General features: G+C 49.6%; 28 protein-coding genes. 23 read left to right on the top strand and 5 right to left on the bottom strand.

Going from position 1 to position 26,861, the window contains the following annotated elements; all coding sequences use genetic code 11:
• The first annotated feature begins 49 nt into the window (after positions 1-49).
• From mlaE to HQN79_RS09175, 17 genes are all read left to right on the top strand, one after another.
• The gene (gene mlaE, locus HQN79_RS09255) at positions 50-844 is read left to right on the top strand and encodes a lipid asymmetry maintenance ABC transporter permease subunit MlaE (protein WP_173285830.1); all 795 of its coding nucleotides are present in this window, start codon (positions 50-52) and stop codon (positions 842-844) included.
• Between the two features lie 43 nt (positions 845-887).
• Positions 888-1,355 (top strand): outer membrane lipid asymmetry maintenance protein MlaD, encoded by a 468-nt coding sequence (gene mlaD / locus HQN79_RS09250; protein WP_173285828.1) that lies wholly within the window; start codon positions 888-890, stop codon positions 1,353-1,355.
• A 2-nt stretch (positions 1,356-1,357) separates the two neighbouring features.
• Complete coding sequence (locus HQN79_RS09245) at positions 1,358-2,014, top strand: MlaC/ttg2D family ABC transporter substrate-binding protein (RefSeq protein ID WP_173285826.1); 657 nt, start codon at positions 1,358-1,360, stop codon at positions 2,012-2,014.
• A 9-nt stretch (positions 2,015-2,023) separates the two neighbouring features.
• Positions 2,024-2,317, top strand: a complete 294-nt coding sequence (locus tag HQN79_RS09240; protein WP_173285823.1) for an STAS domain-containing protein — start codon at positions 2,024-2,026, stop codon at positions 2,315-2,317.
• Between the two features lie 40 nt (positions 2,318-2,357).
• On the top strand, positions 2,358-3,305 hold the full coding sequence (locus HQN79_RS09235) for an ABC transporter ATP-binding protein (protein WP_173285821.1): 948 nt from the start codon (positions 2,358-2,360) through the stop codon (positions 3,303-3,305).
• Positions 3,299-4,063 (top strand): ABC transporter permease, encoded by a 765-nt coding sequence (locus HQN79_RS09230; RefSeq protein WP_173285820.1) that lies wholly within the window; start codon positions 3,299-3,301, stop codon positions 4,061-4,063. The genes HQN79_RS09235 and HQN79_RS09230 overlap by 7 nt, the downstream gene beginning before the upstream one ends.
• Before the next feature lie 18 nt (positions 4,064-4,081).
• Positions 4,082-4,303: a BolA family protein gene (locus HQN79_RS09225; RefSeq protein ID WP_173285819.1), complete on the top strand. Its 222-nt coding sequence runs from the start codon at positions 4,082-4,084 to the stop codon at positions 4,301-4,303.
• Between the two features lie 70 nt (positions 4,304-4,373).
• The gene (murA, locus tag HQN79_RS09220) at positions 4,374-5,633 is read left to right on the top strand and encodes a UDP-N-acetylglucosamine 1-carboxyvinyltransferase (RefSeq protein ID WP_173285818.1); all 1,260 of its coding nucleotides are present in this window, start codon (positions 4,374-4,376) and stop codon (positions 5,631-5,633) included.
• A 56-nt stretch (positions 5,634-5,689) separates the two neighbouring features.
• The gene (gene hisG / locus HQN79_RS09215) at positions 5,690-6,322 is read left to right on the top strand and encodes an ATP phosphoribosyltransferase (protein WP_173287062.1); all 633 of its coding nucleotides are present in this window, start codon (positions 5,690-5,692) and stop codon (positions 6,320-6,322) included.
• Between the two features lies 1 nt (position 6,323).
• Positions 6,324-7,625: a histidinol dehydrogenase gene (hisD, locus tag HQN79_RS09210; RefSeq protein WP_173285817.1), complete on the top strand. Its 1,302-nt coding sequence runs from the start codon at positions 6,324-6,326 to the stop codon at positions 7,623-7,625.
• 86 nt (positions 7,626-7,711) lie between these two features.
• Positions 7,712-8,449: a Nif3-like dinuclear metal center hexameric protein gene (locus HQN79_RS09205; RefSeq protein WP_173285816.1), complete on the top strand. Its 738-nt coding sequence runs from the start codon at positions 7,712-7,714 to the stop codon at positions 8,447-8,449.
• Between the two features lie 195 nt (positions 8,450-8,644).
• Complete coding sequence (gene petA / locus HQN79_RS09200; protein WP_173285815.1) at positions 8,645-9,262, top strand: ubiquinol-cytochrome c reductase iron-sulfur subunit; 618 nt, start codon at positions 8,645-8,647, stop codon at positions 9,260-9,262.
• Positions 9,262-10,506, top strand: coding sequence for a cytochrome b (locus tag HQN79_RS09195; RefSeq protein ID WP_173285814.1), 1,245 nt, complete (start codon positions 9,262-9,264; stop codon positions 10,504-10,506). The genes petA and HQN79_RS09195 overlap by 1 nt, the downstream gene beginning before the upstream one ends.
• Positions 10,507-11,166 (top strand): cytochrome c1, encoded by a 660-nt coding sequence (locus tag HQN79_RS09190; RefSeq protein ID WP_173285812.1) that lies wholly within the window; start codon positions 10,507-10,509, stop codon positions 11,164-11,166.
• A gap of 118 nt (positions 11,167-11,284) precedes the next feature.
• Positions 11,285-12,829 carry an FMN-binding glutamate synthase family protein gene (locus HQN79_RS09185; protein ID WP_173285810.1) on the top strand — a complete coding sequence of 515 codons (1,545 nt, stop codon included), beginning with the start codon at positions 11,285-11,287 and terminating at the stop codon, positions 12,827-12,829.
• Between the two features lie 20 nt (positions 12,830-12,849).
• Positions 12,850-14,214 carry a DNA repair protein RadA gene (gene radA, locus HQN79_RS09180; protein WP_173285808.1) on the top strand — a complete coding sequence of 455 codons (1,365 nt, stop codon included), beginning with the start codon at positions 12,850-12,852 and terminating at the stop codon, positions 14,212-14,214.
• Between the two features lie 161 nt (positions 14,215-14,375).
• A complete protein-coding gene (locus HQN79_RS09175; RefSeq protein ID WP_238843349.1) occupies positions 14,376-15,638 on the top strand; it encodes an OmpP1/FadL family transporter in 1,263 nt (420 codons plus the stop codon).
• 81 nt (positions 15,639-15,719) lie between these two features.
• Here HQN79_RS09175 and HQN79_RS09170 read toward each other — a convergent pair whose 3' ends face one another.
• From HQN79_RS09170 to HQN79_RS09160, 3 genes are all read right to left on the bottom strand, one after another.
• On the bottom strand, positions 15,720-16,526 hold the full coding sequence (locus HQN79_RS09170; protein WP_173285804.1) for an inositol monophosphatase family protein: 807 nt from the start codon (positions 16,524-16,526) through the stop codon (positions 15,720-15,722).
• Complete coding sequence (locus HQN79_RS09165; protein ID WP_173285802.1) at positions 16,519-17,817, bottom strand: HlyC/CorC family transporter; 1,299 nt, start codon at positions 17,815-17,817, stop codon at positions 16,519-16,521. The genes HQN79_RS09170 and HQN79_RS09165 overlap by 8 nt, the downstream gene beginning before the upstream one ends.
• Before the next feature lie 125 nt (positions 17,818-17,942).
• Positions 17,943-18,740, bottom strand: a complete 798-nt coding sequence (locus HQN79_RS09160; RefSeq protein WP_173285801.1) for a cytochrome C assembly family protein — start codon at positions 18,738-18,740, stop codon at positions 17,943-17,945.
• 220 nt (positions 18,741-18,960) lie between these two features.
• Here HQN79_RS09160 and ffh point away from each other — a divergent pair, with 220 nt between their 5' ends.
• From ffh to xerD, 6 genes are all read left to right on the top strand, one after another.
• Positions 18,961-20,340 carry a signal recognition particle protein gene (gene ffh / locus HQN79_RS09155; protein ID WP_173285800.1) on the top strand — a complete coding sequence of 460 codons (1,380 nt, stop codon included), beginning with the start codon at positions 18,961-18,963 and terminating at the stop codon, positions 20,338-20,340.
• 201 nt (positions 20,341-20,541) lie between these two features.
• Positions 20,542-20,778, top strand: coding sequence for a 30S ribosomal protein S16 (gene rpsP / locus HQN79_RS09150; protein ID WP_173285799.1), 237 nt, complete (start codon positions 20,542-20,544; stop codon positions 20,776-20,778).
• Positions 20,779-20,806: 28 nt separating this feature from the next.
• Positions 20,807-21,328 carry a ribosome maturation factor RimM gene (gene rimM / locus HQN79_RS09145; RefSeq protein WP_173285798.1) on the top strand — a complete coding sequence of 174 codons (522 nt, stop codon included), beginning with the start codon at positions 20,807-20,809 and terminating at the stop codon, positions 21,326-21,328.
• Positions 21,325-22,020: a tRNA (guanosine(37)-N1)-methyltransferase TrmD gene (gene trmD, locus HQN79_RS09140; RefSeq protein WP_173285797.1), complete on the top strand. Its 696-nt coding sequence runs from the start codon at positions 21,325-21,327 to the stop codon at positions 22,018-22,020. The genes rimM and trmD overlap by 4 nt, the downstream gene beginning before the upstream one ends.
• 137 nt (positions 22,021-22,157) lie before the next feature.
• Positions 22,158-22,502 carry a 50S ribosomal protein L19 gene (gene rplS / locus HQN79_RS09135; RefSeq protein ID WP_173287060.1) on the top strand — a complete coding sequence of 115 codons (345 nt, stop codon included), beginning with the start codon at positions 22,158-22,160 and terminating at the stop codon, positions 22,500-22,502.
• A gap of 141 nt (positions 22,503-22,643) precedes the next feature.
• Positions 22,644-23,531: a site-specific tyrosine recombinase XerD gene (xerD, locus tag HQN79_RS09130; protein ID WP_173285796.1), complete on the top strand. Its 888-nt coding sequence runs from the start codon at positions 22,644-22,646 to the stop codon at positions 23,529-23,531.
• Between the two features lie 9 nt (positions 23,532-23,540).
• On the opposite strand, the gene HQN79_RS09125 is transcribed toward xerD, so the two are convergent.
• Together HQN79_RS09125 and HQN79_RS09120 are read right to left on the bottom strand one after the other, a co-directional pair.
• Positions 23,541-25,862, bottom strand: coding sequence for a hybrid sensor histidine kinase/response regulator (locus HQN79_RS09125; protein WP_173285795.1), 2,322 nt, complete (start codon positions 25,860-25,862; stop codon positions 23,541-23,543).
• Positions 25,859-26,695, bottom strand: a complete 837-nt coding sequence (locus HQN79_RS09120) for a substrate-binding domain-containing protein (RefSeq protein ID WP_173285794.1) — start codon at positions 26,693-26,695, stop codon at positions 25,859-25,861. Before HQN79_RS09120 ends, HQN79_RS09125 begins: the two co-directional genes overlap by 4 nt.
• Between the last annotated feature and the right edge of the window lie 166 nt (positions 26,696-26,861).

Genomic DNA, 26,861 nt, shown 5'->3' with positions numbered 1-26,861 from the left:
TTTCGAATGACTGTTTGTCAGGTTTAGTTAACTAATTTAGGGCACTTAAATGCGGGGTCGTTTTTCAATCAGTGAATTTCTGGGATCGATCGGAGCCAGCTTTCTTTCCAGCTTGGCTTTGATCGGACGGGGCGCTCTGTTTGTCCTGTCAATGCTACCGGCGCTGCCGGCGGCGTTTCTACGCTTTGATCTATGGGTTAAGCAGGTCTATATCGCGGGCGTACTGTCTCTGCCGATTATTCTTACCGCCGGGCTTTTCGTCGGCATGGTACTGAGTCTGCAGGGGTATAATGTGCTGGTTGACTATAACTCCGAAGAAGCGGTCGGAACTATGACCGCACTGTCGCTGTTGCGCGAGTTGGGGCCGGTCGTCGCGGCATTGCTTTTTGCCGGTCGAGCCGGTTCTGCACTGACGGCGGAGATCGGGCTTATGCGTTCTACCGAACAGGTCTCGGCGTTGGAAATGATGGCCGTTGATCCGCTGAAATATATCTATGCACCACGTTTCATGGCGGCGATTTTGGCGTTGCCGATGCTGGCTCTGCTGTTTACCGCTATGGGGATTATCGGCGGTTACATGGTCGGGGTAGGCTGGCTTGGTGTCGATAATGGCGCCTTTTGGTCGCAGATGAATTCCTCGGTTGACTGGAATGACGATGTCATTAACGGAATTATTAAATCGGTCGCTTTCGCGGTATTAATCGCGATCGTGTCTCTTTTTCAAGGGGTCAATGCCGTGCCGACTTCGGAAGGCGTCAGTTTGGCTACAACCCGGACAGTCGTGCATGCTTCCTTGGGCGTGCTCGGGCTAGACTTTATCTTAACCGCAATCATGTTTGATTAGCGCAACAGTTGTTTGACAGCGTTTGAGCTGATCAGGAGTCAGGATGAAACAAAAGACAAAATTTGAAATGTGGGTGGGTGCTTTGGTTGTAATGACCTTCGGCGCTTTACTGATGATCGCTTTGCAGGTCAGTAATTTTTCGGCTTTGAAAGAGACGCCAAGTTATCAGATCAGTGCGCTGTTCAACAATATCGGCGGCCTTAAGGTTCGTGCGCCGGTCAAGCTTAGTGGCGTCGTCATCGGCCGTGTGACCAATATTACGATCGATCAGAAGACCTTTAAGGCACGTGTGTGGATGGATGTCGATCGCCAGTATAATGAGTTGTCGCTTGATTCTTCTGCTTCGATTTTGACTTCCGGACTGCTGGGTGATCAGTATATCGGGATTACGCCGGGCGGAGATATGGAGTATCTGGAAGACGGCTCTGAGATCGAATACACGCAGTCGGCGTTGGTTCTGGAAGAGCTGATCGGTCAATTTTTAGTTAAGTTTACGGAAAGCGGAGACTAAATATGAACACAAATGTTCGCACTGTCGGATTCTGGTTGTCATTAGGGTTGGTATTCATACTTGGGCTGATGAGTCTGAAAGCTCAGGCGGTAACGCAGGACGATCCGGGGAAAATGGTTCAGGAGCTCTCCGAGTTGCTGATTGTTAAGGTTGATGAAAACCGCGAAAAGCTGCAGAGCAGTACCGAAGAAGTGGTTAAGTTCGCTGAAGAGTATGTGCTGCCGTATGTTGCTCAAGAGAAAATGGCCCGTTTCGTTATGGGAATTCACTGGCGTTCTGCGAGTGATAAGCAGCGTCAGGAGTTTATCGAGGCTTTTACCAAGAATTTGATCCGCAGCTACTCCAGTAACTTTCTGAAGCTGGAGGTGGTTTCCGCTTCGGTCGATCAGGTTAAGGAACCTAAGCCGCGCCGTGCAGAAGTAACCTCGACGATTACCATGAAAGACGGTCAGGTCGTCGAGGTCATTTATCGCGCTTTCCAGGATAAGGAAAGCAAGAAGTGGTTGTTGTACGATTTTACTTTCAACAATATCAGTACGCTGGTCAGTTTCCGTAACGTTTACGGAGCGATGATCGACCAAAAAGGCGTGGATGCGGTGATTGATGAGTTGAAAAAGAACGACTCTACGCCGATCCAATCCGAACCGGCTGTTAATTAGGCGGAACTTATGGCGAAGCCCTTAGACGCGAATTGGCAACAGGATCAGGCTACCTTGATTCTTCCGGAAGATCTGACCGTTTCCAATCTTGATAAGTGGTTGAAAAAGAACCGCGTACTTACTTTACCCGTGCGTAAAGTGGATTTTTCCGCCAGCCGAAAAGTGGACAGCTCAGTTTTGGCGTTGATCGCTTATTGGGCGGTTAAGGCCGAACAGCCGATTGAGCTGATTAATGCCGGTGATCAGGTGGAAACACTGCTTGATCTCTATGACCTTGAAGAGTTGGTTGTCGTTCTCTCTTAGTTGTCTCTTCTTTCAATATAACTCGATTTTTTCTTATTCTATGTCTGCCGTTGAATTTTGTAATGTTAAAAAACAGTATGGAGACTTACAGGCCCTTAAGGGCGTAAGCTTCGATGTCGAAGAGGGGGCTTTTTTCGGTCTTCTTGGGCCGAATGGTGCCGGTAAATCGACGCTTATCAATGCCATGTCCGGTTTGGTCGTGCCTTCATCGGGTTCGATCAGGGTCATGGGGCAGGATGTCGTTGCCGATTATCGCCAAACCCGTCGCGCTTTGGGGTTGGTACCGCAGGAGTTGATTGCCGATCCTTTTTTCAATATCCGTGAATTGCTTCTGCTGCAATCCGGCTACTTCGGTCTTAAAGGGCGCGAGCAGCGGGCTTGGGTTGATGAACTGTTGGAGCGTCTGGCTCTGGCGGATAAAGCGGATTCTCTGACCCATCAACTTTCCGGCGGAATGAAACGCCGTGCTTTGATTGCAATGGCTCTGGTGCACAAACCGCAGGTGCTGGTTCTGGATGAGCCGACGGCCGGGGTCGATGTGGATTTGCGTCGTACTTTGTGGGACTTTACCCGTGAATTGCACAAAAAAGGGCATACCATTATTCTGACCACCCACTATCTGGAAGAGGCGGAGACGCTTTGTGATCGTGTTGCGATTATGCAGAAGGGACAGATTAAAGCGTTGGATCAGACTTCGGCTCTGTTGTCTAAACATGCCTATCGTTACCTGAAAGTCGTCGTTCCAAAAACCTATCTGCAGCAAACTCCGCAACTGCCGCAGCCGTTACAGGAAATTCTGGTGGAAACGGAAGCTAATGCGCTGATTTTCCGTGTCGATAAGGATGTCGCTTTGGCGGATGTCTTGGGGCATTTGAGTCAGGCAGGCGTACCGGTTGAAGACATTATCAGTCGCGATGCGACGCTGGAAGAGGTGTTTATCGATTTAACGGCAGATCATTCTGTCGCAACAGGAGAAACGGCATGTTGAACTGGGCAGGGTGCTGGGCGCTTTTTGTTAAAGAGGTGCGTCGTTTCTATTCGGTGGCCGTGCAGACGATTTTTGCGCCGGTTGTTGCGACGCTGTTGTATTTGCTGGTGTTCGGTCAGGTCATTGATTCGCAGCTGGATGTTTTCAGTGGCTTGGCTTACAGCCAGTTTTTGATCCCCGGTTTGGTCATGATGGCGATTCTGCAGAACGCCTTCGCCAACAGTTCGTCGAGCTTGATACAGTCGAAGATGCACGGCAATCTGACCTTTGTGCTTTTGAGTCCGATTTCGCCGCTGGAATTTTATCTTGCTTTTACTGCGGCGGCGATTGTTCGTGGCCTGGCTGTCGGAGCCGGAATTCTGGTTGTCGGGGCGGTCGGTTTCGACTTGAGCTGGCAGGCGCCACACTGGATTCTGGTTTTCGCGATACTCAGCGCAGCGATGATGGGCGGACTGGGTATGCTGGCTGGGATCGTCTCTGATAAGTACGATCATCTGGCTGCGTTCCAGAACTTCATTATTATGCCTTTGACCTTCTTAAGCGGCGTTTTCTATTCGATTAAGGCCTTGCCGGACTTCTGGCAGCAGCTGTCGCATTTTAATCCGTTTTTCTATATGGTCGATGGCTTCCGCTACGGCTTTTTCGAAAAGGCAGATGTTTCGATCTGGCTGAGTCTTTCGATTACGCTGCTGTTCCTGTTCGCGGTTTCGGTGATAAATCTGATTTTATTAAACAAAGGCGTTAAAATACGCCAATAATTTTATTCAGGAGTCACTATGTCACCGGAAACGATTCGTCAGAAAATTCAAGAAGTTCTGCCCGGAAGCCAAGTTGAAACCAGTGGTGCGGACTGCAATTTTGCTGTCGTGGTTACCAGCGATGCGTTTGAGGGCAAGAGCCCGCTGCAACGTCACAGAATTGTCAACGATATCTTTAAGGCGGATATCGAGAGCGGTGCTCTGCACGCTTTGTCGATCAAAACCCAAACGCCGGCGTAACGTTACGCCTAAAAACAAACCTTTAAAACAAATAACAGGGCGTCTTCTTTTAGGGCGGAATTAAACAAACATGGATAAACTCATTATCGATAACAGTCAGGGAGAACTCTCTGGCAAAGTGGAAATTTCCGGCTCTAAAAACGCCGCTTTACCGATTTTAATGGGCTGTTTGCTGGCCGAAACACCGGTCAAGCTGGCAAACGTTCCGCATTTGATGGATGTGACTACAACCCTGCATCTGCTAGGCGCAATGGGCGTCGGCCTGTTATTTGACGAAAACCGCTGTATCGAAATTGATGCCAGTTCTGTGTCCCACAGAGAAGCGACCTACGAGCTGGTTAAAACCATGCGCGCTTCGATTCTGGTTCTCGGTCCTCTCTTGGCGCGTTTTGGCGAAGCAAAGGTTTCTCTGCCGGGTGGTTGTGCCATCGGTTCGCGTCCAGTGAATGTGCATATCGACGGCATGCGTAAAATGGGGGCTGAAATTGAAGTCGAAAACGGCTATATCCTTGCCAGAAGCAATGGCCGTTTGCACGGTGCCGATATTGAGATGCCGATTGTTACCGTAACCGGAACGGAAAACCTGATTATGGCAGCGGTTCTGGCGGAAGGAACCACGACTTTACGCAATTCGGCGCGTGAGCCGGAAGTAACCGATCTGGCACAGTTTCTTGTTAAGATGGGCGCCAAAATTACCGGTATCGGAACCGATACACTGGTCATCGAAGGCGTGAAATCCCTTAAAGGTGTGGAATATTCGGTGATTCCCGATCGTATCGAAGCGGGGACGTATCTGGCCGCCGCGGCGGTAACGCAAAGCAAGTTGACGGTGAGTAAGGTCAATCCGCAGCATTTAAATGCCGTTCTGGATAAATTTATCGAGGCGGGGGCGGAAGTGACTACAACTGCGGATACTATTACATTGGATATGCGCGGCAAACGCCTGAAGCCGGTGAATATCGTCACTGAACCTTATCCGTTGTTTCCGACCGATATGCAGGCGCAGTTTATGGTGATGAATGCGGTTGCCGACGGCGAATCGGAGATTGAAGAGACGATTTTCGAAAACCGTTTTATGCATGTTTCCGAGCTGGCCCGAATGGGTGCAAAAATTGCTATTGACGGCAATACGGCGCGGATTACCGGCGTGGAAAAGCTTAAGGGCGCGAATGTGATGGCGACCGATTTGCGCGCTTCCGCCTGTCTGGTGTTGGCCGGTTTGATTGCACAGGGCGAAACCGTGATTGACCGTGTTTATCATATCGACCGTGGTTACGAGTTGATTGAAGAAAAATTTCATAAGATCGGTGCACATATCTACCGCCGTTGATTCGAAGGTTTACCGGTCTTGCAACCAATTTAAAACGATTTACAGATTAGATGACTATGAATGAACAATTGACGATCGCCTTGTCCAAAGGGCGTATTTACAAGGATACCTTGCCGTTGCTGGAAGCGGCGGGGATTGAGCCGCTGGAAGATCCGAGCAAAAGCCGTAAACTGATTATCCCGACCAATCACGACAATATCCGTTTGTTGATTGTGCGTGCAACCGATGCGCCGACTTATGTTGCGCATGGAGCTGCCGATATCGGTGTCGCCGGTAAAGATGTTCTGATGGAAGCGCCAACGGATAATATCTATGAACTGCTGGATTTGCAGATCGCCAAATGTAAATTGATGGTGGCCGGTCCGGAAGTTGAGAAGCCTCATGGTCATCGTCTTAAAATTGCGACAAAATATATTAAATCCGCGCAGGCTTATTATGCGCAAAAAGGTGAGCAGGTTGATCTGATCAAGCTCTACGGTTCTATGGAGATCGCACCTCTGATCGATCTTGCCGACCGTATTGTGGATTTGGTGGATACCGGGAATACATTACGTGCCAACGGTTTGGTGCCGATGGAGCATATTGCCGATATCAGTTCGCGTCTGATTGTAAATCAGCACGCTTATAAGACTAAGTTCAACCAGATTAATCACATTGTTCAACAGTTTAAATCAGTGATCGAGAAGTAAGATGTTAAATATTCGTCGTTTATCTGCCAATGCGGCAGGATTTAGAGAAGAGTTAGATCAACTATTGGCGTGGGAAACGGTATCGAACCAATCGGTCAATGATATCGTTAACGAGGTTTGTGCCCGCGTTCGTCAGGAAGGTGATGCGGCGTTGTTGGAATATACCGCCAAATTTGACCGTCTTGAACTGAAAAGCGGTGCCGAGTTGGAAATCTCCAAAGATCGTCTGCAGCAGGCGTTGCAGAATATCCCGGCAGCGCAGCGCGAAGCGCTGGAAATTTCCGCTCAGCGTGTTCGCGATTACCACGAGCGTCAGGTTCAGGATTCCTGGACTTACGAAGAAGCCGACGGCACTATGTTGGGGCAGCAGGTTACTCCGCTTGATTCCGTAGGTTTGTATGTTCCGGGCGGGAAAGCGGCTTATCCGTCTTCGGTAATCATGAATGCGATTCCGGCCAAAGTGGCCGGTGTCGAAAAACTGATTATGGTTGTACCGACTCCGGACGGTGAAGTGAATGAAATGGTGCTGGCGGCTGCGGCAATCTGCGAAGTCGATGCCGTCTTCACGCTAGGTGGTGCTCAGGCGGTTGCGGCTCTGGCATACGGAACCGAGACGGTTCCTGCGGTTGATAAAATCGTTGGTCCGGGGAACATCTTCGTTGCAACGGCCAAGCGTCTGGTATTCGGCACCGTCGGTATCGATATGATTGCCGGGCCTTCGGAAATTCTTGTGTACTGCGATGGTAAAACCAATCCTGACTGGATCGCGGTTGATCTGTTCTCGCAAGCCGAGCACGATGAAGATGCGCAGGCGATTCTGGTCACTCAGGATGCTGACTTCGCCGCTCAGGTTTACGACAGCATGAACAAGTTGCTACCGACTATGCCGCGTAAAGAAATTATTCAAAAAGCGTTGGATGACCGCGGTGCGATTATCGTTGTCGACAATGAAGACCAGGCGATTGAAATGATTAATATCATTGCGCCTGAACACTTGGAACTGTCGGTTGACGATCCGAAGGCGCTGCTGCCTAAGATCCGTCACGCGGGTGCGATCTTTATGGGGCGTTATACTGCCGAAGCGCTGGGTGACTATTGTGCCGGTCCGAACCACGTTCTGCCGACTTCGCGTACTGCGCGCTTCTCGTCACCTTTGGGAGTGTACGACTTCCAGAAACGTTCAAGTTTGATTATGGTTTCTGAAGACGGTGCCAACACTCTAGGTAAGATCGCCGGCGAATTGGCCGACGGTGAAGGTTTGCAGGCGCACGCTGCTTCGGCACGTTACCGAGTAAAAGATTAATCTTTTCAGATTGTCTGCTTGCTAAAAAAAAGCCACTGGTGTTGCACCATGTGGCTTTTTTAATGTCTGAAAACAGGGAGAAAAGTATGCACAGAGATGAGTTAGCGTCTTATTTGGACGAACTGTTGGAAGTGAGTTTGTATAAAGATTATGCGCCTAACGGTTTACAGGTCGAAGGGCAAAGAGAGGTCAAAAAGATCGTTACCGGCGTTACCGCCTGTCAGGCTTTGATTGATAAGGCGATTGAATGCGGTGCCGATACGATAATGGTTCATCATGGCTATTTTTGGAAAAGCGAGCCTCAGCAGATCGTTGGTTTCAAACAAAAACGGATCAAGTCGCTACTCACGCATGATATCAATCTTTTTGGTTATCACTTGCCATTGGATGGGCATATTGAACTGGGCAATAACGCGCAGTTGGGTAAATTATGGGGTCTTCCGGTCACGGATCAGGACGGATTGGTATTCTGTTCGCGACTGGAATCACCGATTGCGGCAGATACCTTTTATCAGACCGTCAAACAGACTCTGGGTCGTGACCCTTTGTGGTTAAAAGGCGGTCCGGAGCAGCTACAAACGATCGCCTGGTGCAGCGGTGGAGCGCAAAACTATATCGATAAAGCGATTGCTATGGGGGCGGATCTGTTCATCAGCGGCGAAGTGTCGGAGCAGACGACTCATCTGGCTGCAGAATGCGGAATTCATTATTTTGCCGCCGGTCATCATGCGACCGAACGCCTGGGAATTCAGGTTTTGGGCGAACATTTGCAGGCCAAATTTGGCTTGGATGTGACTTTTATTGATGTCCCAAATCCGGTGTAAAGACGCCCGTTTTTGGACAACTGCGAAATTATTCGATAAATTTATTTTGTGCTATAGAAAAAATTTATTAATAACTCTATAAGTAGATACTGATTTAAGTTTAGCAAGCCCTTCTGTAGAATAGGGCCGATTTGCTTGTAGACAAAAGGAGTTCGCAAGCGTTTATTTGCGAGTTCCCTAACTAGGAAGACAGCTATGTCGATAAAAAACAATAATGATTCTAGTGTAAACCTACAGCGCCGTAGAATCCTTACAGGCGCAACGGGTGTTGTCGGGGCAGCGGGAGCCACCTTTTTGGCGGTTCCGTTTGTTAGCTCATGGCAACCTAGTGAAAAGGCCAAAGCCGCCGGTGCTCCGGTCAATGCTGATATCAGCAAATTGCAGCCGGGTCAGATGTTGACCGTCGCTTGGCGTGGGAAACCTGTTTGGATTGTCAGACGTACTCCGGATATGTTGGCCAATTTGCCGAATATGGATGGCGAGTTGCGTGATCCTGCTTCAAATGAATCGGATCAGCCGGAATACTGTAAAAATCCAACCCGTGCTGTTAAAGATGAATTCTTGGTTGTGGTCGGCGTCTGTACGCACCTTGGGTGCGCACCTCTGTATCGTCCGGCAATCGGTTCGCCGGATGTCGGCGACGATTGGCAGGGTGGTTTCTTCTGTCCGTGCCACGGTTCACGATTCGATCTGGCAGGACGTGTATTCAAAGCGGTACCGGCACCGACGAATCTGGAGATTCCGCCATACCGCTTTGTCAGCGACAGCATTGTGCGCATCGGTGAAGGTCCAACCGAAGGAGGGACGGCATAATGGCTGATAACCAAAATACTAAATTTGAAGCGAAGCAGGGGACTGTCCTGGGATGGCTGGATAAGCGTTACCCGCTGGTCAGTACCTGGAATGAGCATGTCGGCGAGTACTATGCGCCGAAAAATTTCAACTTCTGGTACTTCTTCGGTTCGCTGGCGCTATTGGTGCTGGTCAACCAGTTCGTTACCGGTATCTGGCTGACAATGAGCTACAAGCCGAGTGCGGCTGAAGCCTTTAACTCCGTCGAGTACATCATGCGCGATGTTGAGTGGGGCTGGCTGATTCGTTATATGCATTCAACGGGTGCATCGGCTTTCTTTATTGTCATCTACCTGCACATGATGCGTGGCCTGCTGTACGGCTCCTATAAAGAGCCGCGTGAACTGGTGTGGCTGATCGGTATGATGCTGTTCCTGGTATTGATGGCCGAAGCCTTTATGGGTTATCTGCTGCCATGGGGACAGATGTCTTACTGGGGTGCTCAGGTTATTATCTCGCTGTTCGGTGCTATCCCTTTGATCGGACCGGATCTGGCGCTATGGGTACGTGGTGACTTCATTATCTCCGATGCGACTCTGAACCGTTTCTTCGCTCTGCATGTTATTGCTTTGCCACTGGTTCTATTGATTCTGGTCTTTATGCACATTGTTGCTTTGCACCGTGTTGGTTCGAATAACCCGGACGGCATTGAAATCAAAAAGGTCAAAAACGAGCAGGGGCTTCCTCTCGACGGAATTCCTTTCCACCCTTACTACTCGGTGAAAGATTCAATGGGTGCGGTGTTCTTTGCGATTCTGTTTGCCTTTGTGGTCTTCTACTGGCCGGAAGGCGGTGGCTTCTTTATTGAGCCGCCTAACTTCGAGCCGGCTAACCCGCTGAAGACGCCGGAGCATATCGCACCTGTATGGTATTTCACGCCGTTCTATGCGGTTTTGCGTGCGGTGCCGGATAAATTCCTCGGTGTTGTTGCGATGGGTGCAGCGATTATGTTCCTGTTCGCCATGCCTTGGCTGGACCGTTGTAAGGTGAAGTCGATTCGTTACCGTGGTTTGTCATTCAAACTGCTGCTGGCGATGTTTGTCATCTCATTTATTATCCTTGGGTATCTTGGGACTCAGCCGGCTACGCCGACTCTGACAGTATTGGCGCAGATCTTTACTGCGACTTACTTCCTGTTCTTCCTGATTCTGCCGTACACATCGGCCCGGGAAAAGACTAAACCCGTACCGGAGAGGGTGAAATAGATGAAAAACGTATTTTTACTAATCAGCTTTCTGATTCTAAGCGTTTCCTCTGTCGCACAGGCGGCAGGAGGGCCGGCTATCGAACTGGAAAAGGCCAATAATAATCTGCGTGATCAGGACTCATTGCAGCGTGGTGCGGTTCTGTTCAGTAACTATTGCATGGCGTGTCACTCGGTCAAATACATGCGTTACAACCGCATTGCCCGTGATGTTGGTTGGAGTGACGATGAAGTCGTAGCGAAAATGGCTTATAACCAGGCCAAGGTCGTTGATGATGTTCAAACACGTATGCTTCCGGGCGTTGCAATGGATATACTGGGAACCGAGCCGCCGGATCTGTCTTTGATGGCGCGTCTGAAAGGGCCTGATTATATCTATACTTTCCTGCGTGCCTATCATCTGGATGAGAACGGCAACTGGGATAACAGCGCTCTGAAAGGGACGTCCATGCCGAATGTTCTGGAAGGGATGCAGCGTCATTATGCTCCGGAAGATTATGAGCAGGCCGCGCGTGATATCACCAACTTCCTTGAATATGCCGGTGAGCCAGGCAAGCTTGAACGATTCGATCTGGGCTGGAAAGTAATTGCTTTCCTGCTGGTGCTGCTGCTTCTTACCTATCTGTTGAAGCGTGAGTACTGGCGCGATATCAAGCACTAAGCGATACACGCTTTAGCGTATAAGCCCGCAATAATTCATTTATTGCGGGCTTTTTTTATACCTGAAAAGATGGCATTCTAGCGTGGAGCCCAAGATTTCCGGTTTTGAGGAGAGTTTTATGAGTGCGCTTATGGATGTAGTGCAGCAGGTTCTGCACTGGATGTCGTTGCTGTTTATTCTGGTTGTCGGGATCATTGTTCTCTGGTTGCTGACCATGTATCTTCAGGACCGTCTGCAGACGGAGCACGCTATCCGTCGAAATTATCCGTTAATCGGACGTTTTCGCTATTTACTGGAGTCTTTGGGGAAGTTTTTCCGCCAGTATATGTTTGCGGCCGATCAGGATGAAAAGCCTTTCAATCGTGCCCAGCGCTCCTGGGTCTATCGTGCTGCCAAAGGATTGTCTACGGTACAGAGTTTTGGTTCGACTCGTGATGCCGCGCATCCGGGCAAGATTGCTTTTGTTAATTGCGCCTTTCCTATGCTGGTCAAGGATGCGGTTACATCGCCACCGATGGTAATCGGCGAAGGCTGCAAAATGCCATATCGGGCGGAATCGCTGTTCAATATCTCCGGCATGAGCTATGGCGCACTTTCCCGGCCGGCGGTGCGCGCCTTGAGTCAGGGGGCTAAACTGGCTTGTTGCTGGCTCAATACCGGTGAGGGCGGTGTTTCCCCCTATCACTTGGAGAGCGGTTGTGATCTGGTGGCGCAGATCGGTACGGCGAAGTACGGTTTCCGCGACAAAAACGGCAATCTGAGTAATGAAAAACTCAGGGAGATGGCTGCTTATGAACAGATCCGAATGTTTGAAATCAAGCTCTCCCAAGGGGCCAAACCGGGAAAAGGGGGGATTCTTCCGGCGGCTAAGGTGACGGATGAAGTCGCCGAAATCCGTGGCATTCGCATCGGCGAGGATTCGATCAGCCCTAATCGCCATCCGGATATCGCCAGTAACGAAGATCTGTTGCAAATGATCGAGCATATTCGCGAAGTGACCGGAAAGCCGGTCGGCTTTAAATTTGTGATGGGTTCTCAGGATTGGATTGATTCTTTATGCCGGGATATCCTGATTAAAGGTGAGACGTTTGCACCGGACTTCATTACCTTGGACGGTGCCGAAGGCGGTACCGGTTCCGCACCGGTGGCACTGATGGACGATGTCGGCATGTCGATTAACGAATCTCTACCGTTATTGATTGACACTTTAAACCGTTACGGTCTGCGTTCGCGAATCAAGGTGATCGCTTCGGGTAAACTGATTAATCCGACAATGGTCGCCTGGGCGATCGCCATGGGCGCGGATTTTGTTAATTCGGCGCGCGGTTTCATGTTCTCCTTAGGATGTATTCAGTCGATGCAGTGCCATCTGGACAGTTGTCCTACCGGCATAACCACCCATAATCCACGTTTGCAGCGCGGTTTGCTACCGCATAAAAAATCGCAGCGAGTTGCTAATTACCACCGCAATCTTATGCGCGAAGTGGAATCAATCGCTCACTCCTGCGGCGTCGTCGAGCCCCGTCTCCTAAGCCGGGCTCATGTAAGAAAAGTGATGCGGCATGGTGTCTCGGAAAATTTCGCAGAGTTGTATCCGGATGTTGTCGCCGACGGTACATTTAAAGGGATTACACTGCTACACCGTTATAATGACCCTTCTTGAAAATTAATCGATAGAGAAAAATGGCAAAAGCGAAGACAGCTTATGTGTGCACCGAGTGCGGTGCGGAATATGCCCAGTGGGCTGGTCAGTGTCAGGCTTGTAAAGCTTGGAATACGCTGAAAGAGATCAAGCTCGGCAGCGGTAAAAAGACGGCTAAAAGTGGTAATGCCAGTTATTCAGGCGCTTCCGCAAGCGCGGTTCAGTCGATCAAGGATGTCGATCTGAGTGAAGTGCCGCGAATCAGCAGTGATATGTCCGAGTTGGATCGTGTTCTCGGAGGCGGGATTGTTCCCGGGTCGGTCGTTTTGATCGGCGGCGATCCCGGTGTCGGTAAATCCTCGATTCTATTGCAGGTCATGTGTGCGCTGAGTACGCGCATGTCGGTACTCTATGTAACCGGTGAAGAGTCTTTGCAGCAGGTGGCTTCGCGCGCTAAACGCATGGAGTTGCCGGACGATAATCTGCGTCTGTTGACTCAGACCGATGTGGAAGAGATCAGTGTCGCGGCACAGAAAGAATCGCCAAAGGTCATGGTTGTCGACTCGATACAGACCATGCAACTGGCAGAGATAGGCAGTGCGGCAGGTGGTGTTTCTCAGGTCAGGGAGAGTGCCGCTTACTTAACCCGTTTTGCCAAACAGAATAATATTGCGATCTTTCTGGTCGGCCATGTCACCAAGTCCGGTGAAGTGGCCGGGCCGCGTGTTTTGGAGCATATTGTCGATACTGTATTGTTTCTTGAAGGGCAATCGGATAGTCGTTTCCGTACGTTGCGCGCGATAAAGAACCGTTTCGGGGCCGTCAACGAACTGGGTGTCTTTGCCATGACCGAAAAAGGCATGCGACAGATAAAGAATCCGTCGGCGATTTTCTTAAGTCGCGGGGAAGAACCTGCACCCGGCTCAGTCGTGATGGTTATCTGGGAAGGGTCACGTCCTTTGCTGGTGGAAATTCAAGCGCTGGTTGACGAGTCGCCGTATGGTGCGCCGAAGCGGGTAACAGTTGGTCTGGAGCAGAACCGGCTGGCCATGCTGTTGGCCGTGATGCATCGTCATGGCGGTGTGCAGGCCGGAGATCAGGATGTGTATGTGAATGTCGTCGGCGGGGTTAAGGTGTTCGAGACCAGTGCCGATCTGGCTCTGCTGTGTGCGATTCTTTCCAGTATGCGCAACCGCGCCTTGCCGCAGGAGATGATTATTTTTGGTGAAGTGGGGCTGGCCGGAGAAATTCGTCCGGTTCCTAGCGGGCAGGAGCGTCTATTCGAGGCGGCCAAGCACGGTTTTACCCGGGCAATCGTACCGTTCAGTAATGTGCCAAAGGGCGGAATTCCAGATATGGAAATTATCGGGGTGAAAACCTTGCAGCAGGCTTTGGATGCGTTGTAGAGTTGTGTCTGTCTTGATGCAGACAGAAAAATCGATTTTTAAAAAACGAAGAATAGCCGTAACAGATGGAATAAACGGCAATCGGTAATTTGAATGCAGGTGCTGTCGTAACGATGACTTGTCGAAACGAATGGCTCTGTGAATTGATCTGAGGAGTGAGTATGAACGTTTTTTCGAGTAGAGCGTTGTTGGTTGCAATGGGGCTTGCCCCGGTATCGGCAATGGCGTCTGGATTTGCATTGATCGAGCAGAGCGCAAGCGGACAGGGATTGTCCTATGCGGGGGCTGCGGCCAATGCCGAGGATGCCAGTATTATGTGGTTTAATCCGGCCGGCCTGACGCGTTTCGAAGGCGATCAACTCATTATCGGTGGTCATGTTATTTCGCCTAAGGCGGATTTTACCGAGCAGGCATCCGTCAAAAACGGTGCCACGCCGATTGGCGGCGAAGGCGATAATGGCGCTACAGTCGGTTTTGTTCCTAATGTCTATTGGAAAAGCCGTTTGGGGGCCTATGACGTTGGTTTTGGCGTCAATGTCCCTTTCGGCCAGCACATCTCTTATGACGAAGACTGGGTCGGTCGCTATCATGCAACGGAAACCGATCTGAAGACTTTGAATCTTAATCCGGCAATCGCAGGGAAGGTGAATGATCAGCTGAGTTTCGGTTTTGGTCTGAATGCCCAATATGTGGATGTGATTTTAGAGCAGAAAGTCGATCAGTCTTTTATTGGCGATAGCGATGGAAATGCCAAGGTCAGCGGTAACAGCTGGGCGTTTGGTTATAATCTCGGGTTGCTCTATCAAGCGGATGAGGACTTGGATATCGGTTTTTCCTATCGCTCAAAAATGCAGCATGATGTAGAAGGAAAGATTGATTATTCCGATATCAATGCCGCATTGGGGGGTGTTTTGTATGATATGGATGCGTCCTCTAATGTTGTTTTGCCGGCATCTGCCAGTCTGGCGATGAACTACCGCCTCTCAGAGCACACTCGGTTATTGGCGAGTGCAACCTGGACCGGCTGGTCCGGCTATGACGAGTTGATAATCGAGCTAGAGGACGGTTCGAGTTCGGAGTCCAATCAGAATTTTGAAGACAGTATGCGTTATGCCGTCGGGATGATTCATCAATTTAACCGACAGCTGAAATTAAGAGGGGGGCTGGCAATCGACTATACCCCGGTGCCGGATAAGTACAGCCGTTCACCGCGCACGCCGGATTCCAATCGTAAATGGGTCTCTGTCGGTTTGGGTTACCAGCTTAATAAGCGGATGAATCTGGATGTCGGCTACAGTCATCTGTTTGCCAATCGTTCGGATGTCGATTACAACGTCACGACTTCGCTCGGGTCATATGATTTGCGCGGCTATTATGATTCCGCTGTCGACATTTTGAGTGCACAGCTGGTGTGGAATTTCTGATTCGAACATTCGCTTTAACGGAATAGACAAAACCCCGGTTGATGCCGGGGTTTTGTTTTTTTAGAAGAATTTCAGAAGCGCTTATATCTGCAGGTAGTCATGCCACTGCTGGAAAAGTTCCGGTGTGGTTGCGGCGACGGCAGCGCGTTTTTGCACTTTAGGAAGCAATACGTCTTCACCGTCCAGGGTGCAGCTTTGACCACCGGCTTCGTGCAGGATCAGATAGCCGGCTGCGTAATCCCAGATATTCTGCGCGCCGTGCAGATAGATATGGCCGCGCCCGGCAGCGATCCAGCACCAGTCTAGAGCGACCGAGCCGAAGCTGCGCTGTGACGAGTATGGATTGTCATGAATAATCCGGCACGCCAGTTCCGGTGTCAGGCGTTTGAAGTCGATAATCCCGCTGGTCTGCTTCAGTTTGGTTTTAGCTGTTTTGGCAATAAGCGGTTTATCGTTCAGTTCAGCACCGAGTGTGTGGCGGGCGGCAAACATTTCGTCACGATCCGGATCATAAACCAGACCGGCGACCAGTCGGCCTTCGATCATCAGTGCCAGTGAGACGGCGTAAACTGGAATGCCGCTGGCAAAGTTGCTGGTGCCGTCGATCGGATCCAGAATCCAGCAACCCTGGGTGCTCTTTAATGCGTCTTCCTGTTGCTGTTGCGACATCTCTTCGCCAAGAAAGGCGAACTGCGGCCAGTTTTGAAGCAGAAAACTTTGTGTTGCTTTCTGCATCTCGAGATCCGCTTCGGTCAGAAGCGACCCGTCTTGTTTTTCTTCAAATCCGACTTTTTCGAAGCGTGGCAAGATTTCTTGTTTGGCCAGCTGACGGATACCGTTTTTAAGCTTCTGCCACTCTTCCGCGGCGTTGAATGGGTGTTTAGTCATGGGTACTGTGTCTTGTTCTCTGATTGGTATAGAAAGAGAGCTTGACCGTCTCAATCGCGTTTTGGGAAATTTTCGTGACCTCGAACACATAGTCGTCCACCTTGATACAGGTGCCGACCGGAGGAATCGATTCCATGGTTTCCTGAATCAGGCCGTTAATGGTTTTCGGCCCGTCGGTCGGAAGATCCAGTTCATAATCCTTGTTAAGGTCACGGATAAATTCCGAAGCATCGATTGCCATACTACCGTCTTCGTTCATTTCCACTGTATCGCTGTTCGGTTTGGCTTTGGCGTCGGTGGACAGTTTACCGACGATCTCTTCAAGAAGATCTTCGACGGTCAGTAGTCCTTGCAGGTCGCCGTATTCATCAACAATCAGCGCCATACGGCGTTTTTTCTGATTGAATTTGCCCAGTTGCACGCTTAAGGAGGTGGTTTCCGGGATGAAATATGCCTGGCGACTGATTTTGATCAGATCTTTTAGGGTGACGTCTCCGCGCATCAGTACCGGCAGTGCTCGGCGCAGGTTAAGAATGCCGATCAGGTCTTCGTCGAGAGAGCCGCGATAGATGGGTACTCGGGTGTAAGGCGATTTTTGCAGGTCTTTTAGAATCTCTTCGATCGGCTGATCAACATCGATTGCATACACATCCTGTTTAGGAATCATCACGTCTTCAACCGTAACGCTCTCCAGTTGCAGGACACTGCTGAGCATGGATCGATAGTGCGCCGGCAGCTGGCTGGTCGCTTCGTTGATCAATGTCTGTAATTCTTCATGGGTCAGAGCGTGGTCGTCGTCATGGTGTTTTACCTTGATCCCGAGGCTGCGTAAAAAACCGTTGGCGAAAAAGTTCACCAACCAGACCAGCGGTGACAGAAGTTTCAGCAATGGCGTTAGGACATAGGCTGCCGGATAGGCGATTTTTTCCGGATAAAGGGCGGCAACGGTTTTCGGTGCGACTTCGGCGAAGACCAGAATGACCAGCGTCAGCAGACCGGCGGCCAGAGCGATGCCTGCTTCTCCGATCAGCTTCATGGCGATAATGGTTGCGATCGAGGAGGCGAAAATATTGACGAAATTGTTTCCAAGCAGAATCACGCCCAGAAGACGGTCAGGCTTTTCCAGCAGACGTTGCGCAAGAATGGCACCTTTATGGCCGGATTTGACCTTGTGCTTCAAGCGATAGCGGTTCAACGCCATCATGCTGGTTTCTGAGCTGGAAAACAGGGCCGAGAGAATAATCAGCAGTATAAGAATCCCAAACAGGATTGAGACATCAAGTGAGTTCAAAGTCTTTCAAACAGGTTATGAATCGGAGTTCAATTATACTTTTTTATTCGGCTTATAAAAAGACTTTGGGAAAAGAGTTTCCTCTTTTCCAGGATGTCGGCACTGAACTGTGGTATGGCGCTATCTTAGTCGTACAGGGCGTGCAGAATCAGTTCGGTACCGATAAAGCTTACAATCAGGAGAAGATAAGCCCAGATTACATAACGAACTGCTTTCTGACCACGCCATCCATAGCGGTAATGGCCGACAATGAACCAGCCGTAGACCAGCCAGGACAGGATGGCGAAAAAGGTTTTGTGAATCAGGTGCTGGGCGAACAGGTCTTCAACGAAGAAGATGCCGCTTAAGAGCGCAAAACTGAGCATGGTGAAACCGATGAGAAGCAGTTTCAGCATCAGGTTCTCCATTTCCTGTAACGGCGGCAGTGCGCGCATCAGGTTAGAAAGCTGCTTCTTGCGGAATCGTTTTTCCTGAATTGAATACAAGATCGCCTGAGCTGTCGCGATGCCGAGCGTACTGTAGGCCGCGATTGAGATCAGTACGTGGCTGCCGAGTTCGAGCGGCAGACGAGTGTGTTCATTAAATCCGATCGGAAGAAGGGTGCTCAGGGCCGCCAGAGGAAAGACGAAAATTCCCAGAGTTTCAACGACCATCTTGCGGTTAAGGTAGAGCAAAATCATTGTCGCCAGTAGCGTGATCATGGAAAGCGCGTTGGCAAAATTAAAGACGAAGTAACCCTGCCATAAAGTCTGGCTTAGCGAGAACAGATGCAGAACAGCGGCTAGAGAGGCGGAAAGCAGAATGTGCTTACGCTGGTAGCCGGGATCGACTTTTTCAACAAACCGGATTTTTCGCCAGATCAACAGACTAACAAACAAATAAAGAATGCTAGCGATAAGTGCGCTGAATCCACTGAGTATCATAGATGTCCTTTGCTGAAAATTGCCCGGCCTGGCTTTATTGCGCGTCCGAACGTGTTGTCTTGTGAACGAAATCTGCACCGCTTGTTCTGATCGGTACATAAATTAGTGAATGAATTGTTTATAATAGCGGAATTAATTTTTGAATAGAAGAGCGCTAGAGCGTAAAGCATCGCCTTGTCGGGTGTGAGTACTAAGGCCTTTGCGCAAAGTGGAGAAAGAGATGTTTGATAATTTATCCGATCGCTTAAACCGAACATTAAAAACCCTGAAAGGTCAGGGGCGTCTAACCGAATCGAATATTAAAGATGCCTTGCGAGATGTGCGTCGAGCACTGCTTGAAGCCGATGTCGCGCTGCCGGTTGTTAAATCATTTATCACCAAAGTGCAGGAGCGCGCCGTCGGGCAGGAAGTTTCCACCAGCCTGAATCCGGGGCAGGCGTTTATCAAGATCGTTAAGGACGAACTGACGACGGTCATGGGTGAAGAGGCGAGCCCGCTTAACTTTAATGTGGAGCCGCCGGCGGTCATTATGATGGCCGGTCTGCAGGGGGCGGGTAAAACCACGTCGGTCGGGAAACTGGCCAAATGGTTGACCGAACGGGAAAAGAAAAAGGTCATGGTGGTGTCAGCTGACGTTTACCGTCCTGCTGCGATCAAACAGCTTGAGACTCTGGCTGAGCAAGTCGGGGTAGATTTCTTCCCGTCTACGGCCGATCAGGATCCTGTCGAGATTGCGCGCAATGCTCATGCCGAGGCGCGTAAGAAGTTTGCCGACGTGTTGATTCTGGATACCGCGGGTCGTCTGCATATCGATGAAGATATGATGGGTGAGATCAAACGTCTACATGACTCGATCACGCCGGCGGAAACGCTGTTTGTTGTCGATGCCATGACCGGTCAAGATGCGGCCAATACCGCTAAAGCGTTTAACGATGCGTTGCCGCTTACCGGGGTTATTCTAACCAAGACAGATGGTGATGCCCGCGGCGGTGCGGCGCTATCAATCCGCGAAATCACCGGAAAGCCGATCAAATTCCTGGGTGCCGGTGAGAAGACCGATGCACTGGAGCCGTTCCATCCGGAGCGTATGGCCGGCCGAATTCTCGGCATGGGCGATGTACTGAGCCTGATCGAAGAAGCCGAAAGCAAAATCGATAAGAAAAAGGCGGAAAAATTTGCTCAGAAAATTCAGAAGTCCGGTCAGTTTGACTTGGAGGACTTTCTGGAACAGCTGCAACAGATTAATAAAATGGGCGGTATCGGCGGTATGCTCGGTAAGTTGCCGGGTATGGGGCAGCTTAAAGGTCAGGTCGATAATGACATGGCGGAAAAAGAATTCCGTCGTTTGGCGGCGATTATCCATTCTATGACACCGCAGGAACGACGTTTCCCAGCTGTTATCAAAGGCTCGCGCAAGCGTCGTATAGCGACCGGTTCCGGTACTTCCGTGCAGGACGTCAACAAATTGCTTAAGCAGTTTACGCAGATGCAGAAAATGATGAAGAAGATGAAAGGCGGCGGCATGAAAAACATGATGCGCGGTCTGGCCGGTAAGCTTCCTCCGGGAATGGGGGGCGGGATGCCGCCGGGAATGCATTGATACTCATCTAAGCATTTGTTTTTGCAGTATAAATAAAATGCCTTTTACTCTAAGAAAGGCTTGATAATAGGCCGCGGTTTCATTATAATCGCGGCTTTCCTGTTTTTGGCTTGCCGAAAACGGGCATACAGATAGTTTTAAACTAGAAGAAATTGTTGAGAGGGTTTCCTCTCATCGCCTGACAACATAAAGGAAAATGTTATGGTAGTTATTCGTTTGGCCCGTGGTGGTTCTAAAAAGCGTCCTTTTTACAAGCTAGTTGTTGCTGATCAGCGTTTCAGCGCGACCGGCCGTTTCATTGAGCAGGTAGGTTTCTACAACCCTATCGCGCGTGGTCAAGAAGAAAAACTACGTGTTGATCAGGCGCGTGTTGACCACTGGGTTGCTGAAGGTGCGCAAATGAGCGACCGCGTTAAGAGCATCCTTAAAAACGCTTAATTGATTCTTTGGCTAACAGGAAAGTTTTATGGCGGAATTACCGGAAAATCTTTTGCCTGTCGGCCAGATTAACGGCGTTTTCGGGGTTCATGGATGGGTGAAGATTTTCTCCGATACCGAACCCCGCGAAAATATTTTTAGCTATTCGCCTTGGTGGATTAAACACAAAGGCGAGTGGTTGGAAGTCAAAGTTGAAGACTTCAAAGGGCAGCAGGGCGGTAAAGCCCTGGTTGCCAAACTTGATCTCATCGGTGATCGCGATTTAGCGCGTGAATATATGGGGTGCGAGATCGCAATCGATCGCGCACAACTGAAACAGGGTGAGAACGAATTTTACTGGATCGATCTGATCGGTTGCCAGGTGGAAAACCTGCAGGGTGTCAACCTCGGCGAAGTGGCCGATTTGATCGAAACCGGTGCGCATGATGTTTTGCGTGTCAAGGGCGAGACTGAGGAACTGATTCCGTTTGTAATGGATGAGTTCATTATAGAGATCGACGTCCAGGGCAAACGGATCAAGGTGGATTGGCAGGCGGAAGAGAACGAGTGAGATTTGATGTCATCACCCTCTTTCCGGAAATGTTCGGGGCTTTGACGGAGTCCGGCGTTAGCCGCCGGGCTTTGCAAAAGCAGTTATACAGCCTGAATACCTGGAATCCCCGTGAGTTTACCCATGATCGTCATAAAACGGTCGATGACCGTCCTTATGGCGGCGGACCTGGCATGGTGATGATGTATCAGCCGCTTAAAGACAGCGTTGATGCGATTCGTCAGGCACAGACAACAAAACCTCATGTGATCTACCTTTCCCCGCAGGGGCAGCCGCTGACTCAAGAGAAGGTGGCGCAGCTCGCACAGCTGGATTCGATCACGCTTCTTTGCGGTCGATATGAAGGCATTGACGAGCGACTGCTGCAAACCGAGGTGGATGAAGAAATTTGTATTGGCGATTTTGTCGTCAGTGGCGGGGAGCTACCGGCTATGATGCTGATGGACTCCTTGATTCGCTTGCTGCCGGGTGCCTTGGGGCATGATCAGTCGGCAGAGCAGGACTCTTTTTCCGACGGTCTTCTGGACTGTCCGCATTACACACGGCCTGAAGAGGTTAATGGAATGCGCGTACCGGAGGTTCTGTTGCAGGGGAATCACGCCAAAATCGACGCTTGGCGTCACCAACAAAAGTTACTGCGCACTGAGCAGCGACGCCCGGATCTACTGGCCCGATATCAGGACGGCGAGTAGGTCACACTCCGATACCGGAGTCTACAATTAGGATTCAACCTCTGACGCCTTGTCGCGTGTATTGTTGGATAAAGTTCACAGGGGCAAAACCCCTGAGGCTCGCTATAGATAAAGAGCCACTAATGGAGAAGCTTAAAATGAGCGATATCATTAAAAAGATTGAAGCAGAACAAATGACTAAAGAAATCCCGGCTTTCGCGCCAGGTGACACTGTTGTTGTTCAAGTTAAAGTTGTTGAAGGTAAAAACGAACGTCTACAGGCGTATGAAGGTGTTGTTATCGCGAAGAAAAACCGTGGTATCAACTCTAACTTCATCGTTCGTAAAATCTCTCACGGTGTAGGCGTTGAGCGTACTTTCCAGACTTTCAGCCCGCTAGTTGACAGTATTACTGTTAAGCGTCGCGGTGATGTTCGTCGTGCGAAACTTTACTATCTGCGTAACCTATCCGGTAAAGCGGCTCGTATCAAAGAAAAAGTATAATTTCCGCCCCGCGTGGGCTGAAAACCTTTTCTTTAAGAAAAACCCCGTCAGATTTTCTGGCGGGGTTTTTTTATTGCCCACTGTTTTTTAACAAACGCTTTCCGCTATACTTTGGCTCAAGAGTTGAATTCGGAGTGATTTATGTCCGCCGCAATGCCGCTGTTGGAGTTTTTGGAATATCTGCAATTTAATCAGGGCTTGAGCACCAATACGGTTGCGGCTTATCGAACAGACCTGCAGAAATTCCGTGACTGGTTACTGGAAAGCCGTCAGCCTTGGGAAACACTGAGCTCCGAAAGTCTTCAGGATTTTGTATTACAACTGATGGCAAAGCGAAAAGCGAGTTCGAATGCGCGTATGTTAAGCAGTATCAAACGCTTCTATCAGTGGGCCAATCAGCAGTACCCGATTGAAAATAATCCTGTTCAGCAGCTTAAGGCACCGAAAGCCGAACGTAAGATCCCCAAAGTATTGAGCGAAGTGCAGATTGAGGCGCTGCTTGAGGCACCGGATTTGACTACGGCGCTGGGGATTCGCGATCGTGCCATTCTGGAACTGATGTATGCATCGGGACTGCGGGTCTCCGAAGTTGTCGGTCTGCCGTTCGAGCAGCTTAATTTATCCGCCGGGGTGGTTCAGGTGACCGGTAAAGGAGCCAAGGAGCGCATTGTGCCAATCGGCGAAGTGGCTTCGGAATGGTTGCAACGCTATTTGCAGGGCGCGCGTAGTGAACTGGTCGGAAAGAAAAGAGCGTCAACGCTGTTTGTTTCCCGCCTCGGTCGTCCAATGACGCGTCAGACGCTTTGGCATCGGGTGCGCAAGCTGGCGGAATCGGTCGGGATCTTCAATAAACTTTCGCCGCACGGCTTAAGGCATGCTTTTGCAACCCATCTGATCAATCACGGCGCCGATCTGCGCAGTGTTCAGCTTTTGCTCGGACACAGCGATCTGTCGACCACGCAGATTTATACGCATGTTGCCAAACAGCGATTGCAAAGCCTGCATCAGCAGCATCACCCACGAGGGTGATGACGGCGACTATTTTTTAGGCAAAAACTTCTCGAATACCTTGGTCAGTTCGCCGATGTTCACCGGCTTGGTCAGGTATTCGTCCATGCCCGCTTCGATAAAGCGTTCCCGGTCACCGGTCATGGCGTTTGCCGTCAGCGCCACAATGTGTTGCCTGTGCGCTCCGCTCTGTTTTTCGTGTTCGCGGATCTGTCTGGTGGCTTCGATACCGTTCAGATTCGGCATGTTTTCATCCATCAGGATCAGATCAAAACGTCGGTTCTTAGCTTGTTCCAAGGCTTCCAAGCCATCGTTGGCGATCAGGCAGCTTAAACCGAATTTCTTGAGAATCGCAACCATCAGCATCTGGTTGGTTTTATTGTCTTCAACCAGAAGAATATCACCGCTGTAACGGACAAGTTCTTTCCCTTCGGCAGGTGCCTGAGTTTTTTGAGTGAGTTCTACCGCTTGAACCGGAATGCTGAAATAGAATTTACTTCCTTCTCCAAGACGAGAAGTCACCTTGAGACTTCCGCCCAGCATTTTAATCAGGCGTGAGCTGATGGTCAGGCCAAGTCCCGTACCACCATATTTTCGGGTTGTCGAGGTTTCCGCCTGAGAGAACGCCTCGAAGATTTTTTCCTGCGCTTCCCGTGTCATGCCGATACCTTCATCCTCGACTGAAATACGCAACCAGCCAGGGTTGTAGCTGATATCGAGAGTGATGGTTTTTCCGGGATCGGTAAATTTGACCGCATTTGACAGCAGGTTTGAGATTACTTGCTTAATGCGCAGAGCGTCGGACTTAATTCCGCCTGGGAGGTTTTCCGCAAAATGGGTGACGAAATTGATGTTTTTCTCGCTGCAACGCGCTCTAAACAGATCGGCAACACCGGTTAACTCGTCTTTCGGTGAAAACTCGCTGATGTCGATATCCAGTTTACCGCTTTCAATTTTGGTCAAATCGAGAATGTCATTGATAATGCCAAGCAGGGTATGGCTCGATTGCGTGACCGTTTCAAGGTATTTCTTTCCTTCCGGGTCCAGCGGTTTTTCTTTGAGCAGGTCAATGAATCCGAGAATCGCATTCAGCGGTGTACGAATTTCGTGTGACATGTTGGCCAGGAATTCGCCTTTAGAGCGGGTTGCTTCGAGCGCACGATTTTTCTGTTCCTGAAGATCGCGGTTAATCTTTTCAAATTCGGTAATGTCCAGTAGCGAGATGATATAGCGCTGATATTTTTTGGATTTTTGTCCGTAGATTTTATAAATATGCTCAGTGCCGTGATAACGCAGTTTGGCCTTATGCGTTTTATTCGGGTTTTCGACGACATATTCGATCCAGCTTTTATCTTCGAATTTATAGACCAGACCTTCTTCTTTGACAAAGAGATCGCAGACGCAGTTGTAGTCTGCGGAAAATGCATCGAGATCAGGGTATTCGTAGAAGAATTTAAAGAATCCGCCGCTGACATCAATGATTTTTTCCCCATCGTTAACAATAATAATGTTGTCTTGGGAGTTCAGGATGTCTCGTGTGTAGTCATGCGTTTTTTCGATTTCCTGCGATGTGCGATGGATGTTTCGACTCAGGCGCCAGAAAGCATATAACCCTGCAATCAGTAAGAACAGGGTCAGGAATATCTGCAGGCTTTTGTAGAAACGTTTTTGCTCTTCAACTTCTTTGCGGATCTGGGTAAAGTTCAGGCGGTGGGTGTAGAAGATCTGATTGGCGTCTTCTTTGAGGCGGTGGAAAATCGGTTCAAACAGCTTAACCTCAAGTTTCAGTGTCGAGATGCTTTTTCCCAGGCGGGGGTCTTGAGTTAGGCGATACCGGTCGATTTGTTTGAGCAGCTGATTAAGCTCTTTTATTTTATGTGTAATGAGTCCAAGCTTGGGAAGGACGTCGGCCTCGGCAAACGAAAATTGATCGGCAGTTATCGGCTTGTAGAACATGATCTCGAATTGTTCTTCGGTATTCGGCAAGTTCAAGTCGAGATTGTGTTTATAGGTTCCGCCTTGGTTCAATACTTGCAAGACATGGGTAATCTCTTCCTGACTCTCTTCTATTTCATGTTCGATAATTTTTCGCAGGTGTTTATTCGGGAAAGCGGTTACTTGGAAGAAGCTGGCTTCGATCTTGTAGATTTCCAAAATAACTTCCAGGCCGAGATTGTTTTCGACTTCGGCATTACGGATTTTTTTATCCAGTTCGTTGGTATAGTTGGTAATGCTGAAATTCAAGATGGCCTGAGCCCCTAGCCCAAGGATAAAAATGATCAGCAAAAGAAATAGATTGATGCCGGTTCGGGTGACGATGGATGGTTTTTTTTCGGTGATACGGGTCGTCATTTATTTGGCTCCAATACTTTGATCTGCTGCGGGGAGGCTGACAGCATTTTGAGTTCCTCTTCGTTCAGGAAACCGTATTGGGCAAAGGTTTCCAGACCATGTTTAGAACTGGCGTAGGTCATGAATTCCAATGCAAGCGCTTTATCTTTCGAATATTTAAGCAGGATTAACTCCAGTGAGCGTTTAGGGGCGAGCGCCTGATCAATCGGAATGGCATCCATGTAAGACTCTGTTTCCGGCCATTTGGTGGTGGCGAACCAGTTTACGGCTAAATCAGCGTCGCCGTTTTGAATCGATTTGAAAAGGCGGTGCGAGTCGGTAGTGAAATAGGTGACATTTTCGAAAACACGATCTTTTAATTTTAATTGATTCAACAGTGCCTCAGTCGCTTTGCCAACAGAGCTGCTGCCGGGCGAAGAAAGCACAATCGAGAGTTCCGGGTCGGTTAGCTGGTTTAAGTCCGAGTTCAAGTGTTTTGGGTTGCCCTTGGGGACGATTAATGCCAAACGGTTATAGCCGACCAGTACATAGCGATCGAATATTTGCTGGTTCTCGGGTTTGGAGCGGAAGATGGTCGAGCCTGGGAAGTAGATATCCCCGATCTGCTGGTTTTTCAGAGTTTTGAGAATAAAACCGGAAGCACCTTGAATGATCGTGATTTTAACGCCTTTTTGCTTTTCGAATTCGGTCGCAAGCTGTTGCAGCGGGCGAACCATAGTGATACCGCTGTAGATGAGAAGTTCAGGTTTCTCGTTGGGAGCCGGTGTATTTGAGCTTTGTTGACAGGCGATCAGCATCAAAGAGAGGGTTAAAGTTAAAACGATTCGTAGCATGGCGATATTATTCCTGATAACTCCCTAATAATTTAACGGTTTTCAAAGGTTTTGAGCGACTCTTTGACTTAAAAATTGATTTGAGCGTGGTATATTGATGTGCACTTTTTAGGGCGCTCTCTTTGGGTCGGCCCAAGTGAATTTATCAACCTCAGGGAAGCAACAC

Origin of the sequence: Thiomicrorhabdus xiamenensis (genome assembly GCF_013282625.1) — a bacterium.
Taxonomy (GTDB): domain Bacteria; phylum Pseudomonadota; class Gammaproteobacteria; order Thiomicrospirales; family Thiomicrospiraceae; genus Thiomicrorhabdus; species Thiomicrorhabdus xiamenensis.
The sequence above is the reverse complement of the archived record's forward strand: the minus strand, read 5'-3'. Positions and strand labels throughout refer to the sequence as shown.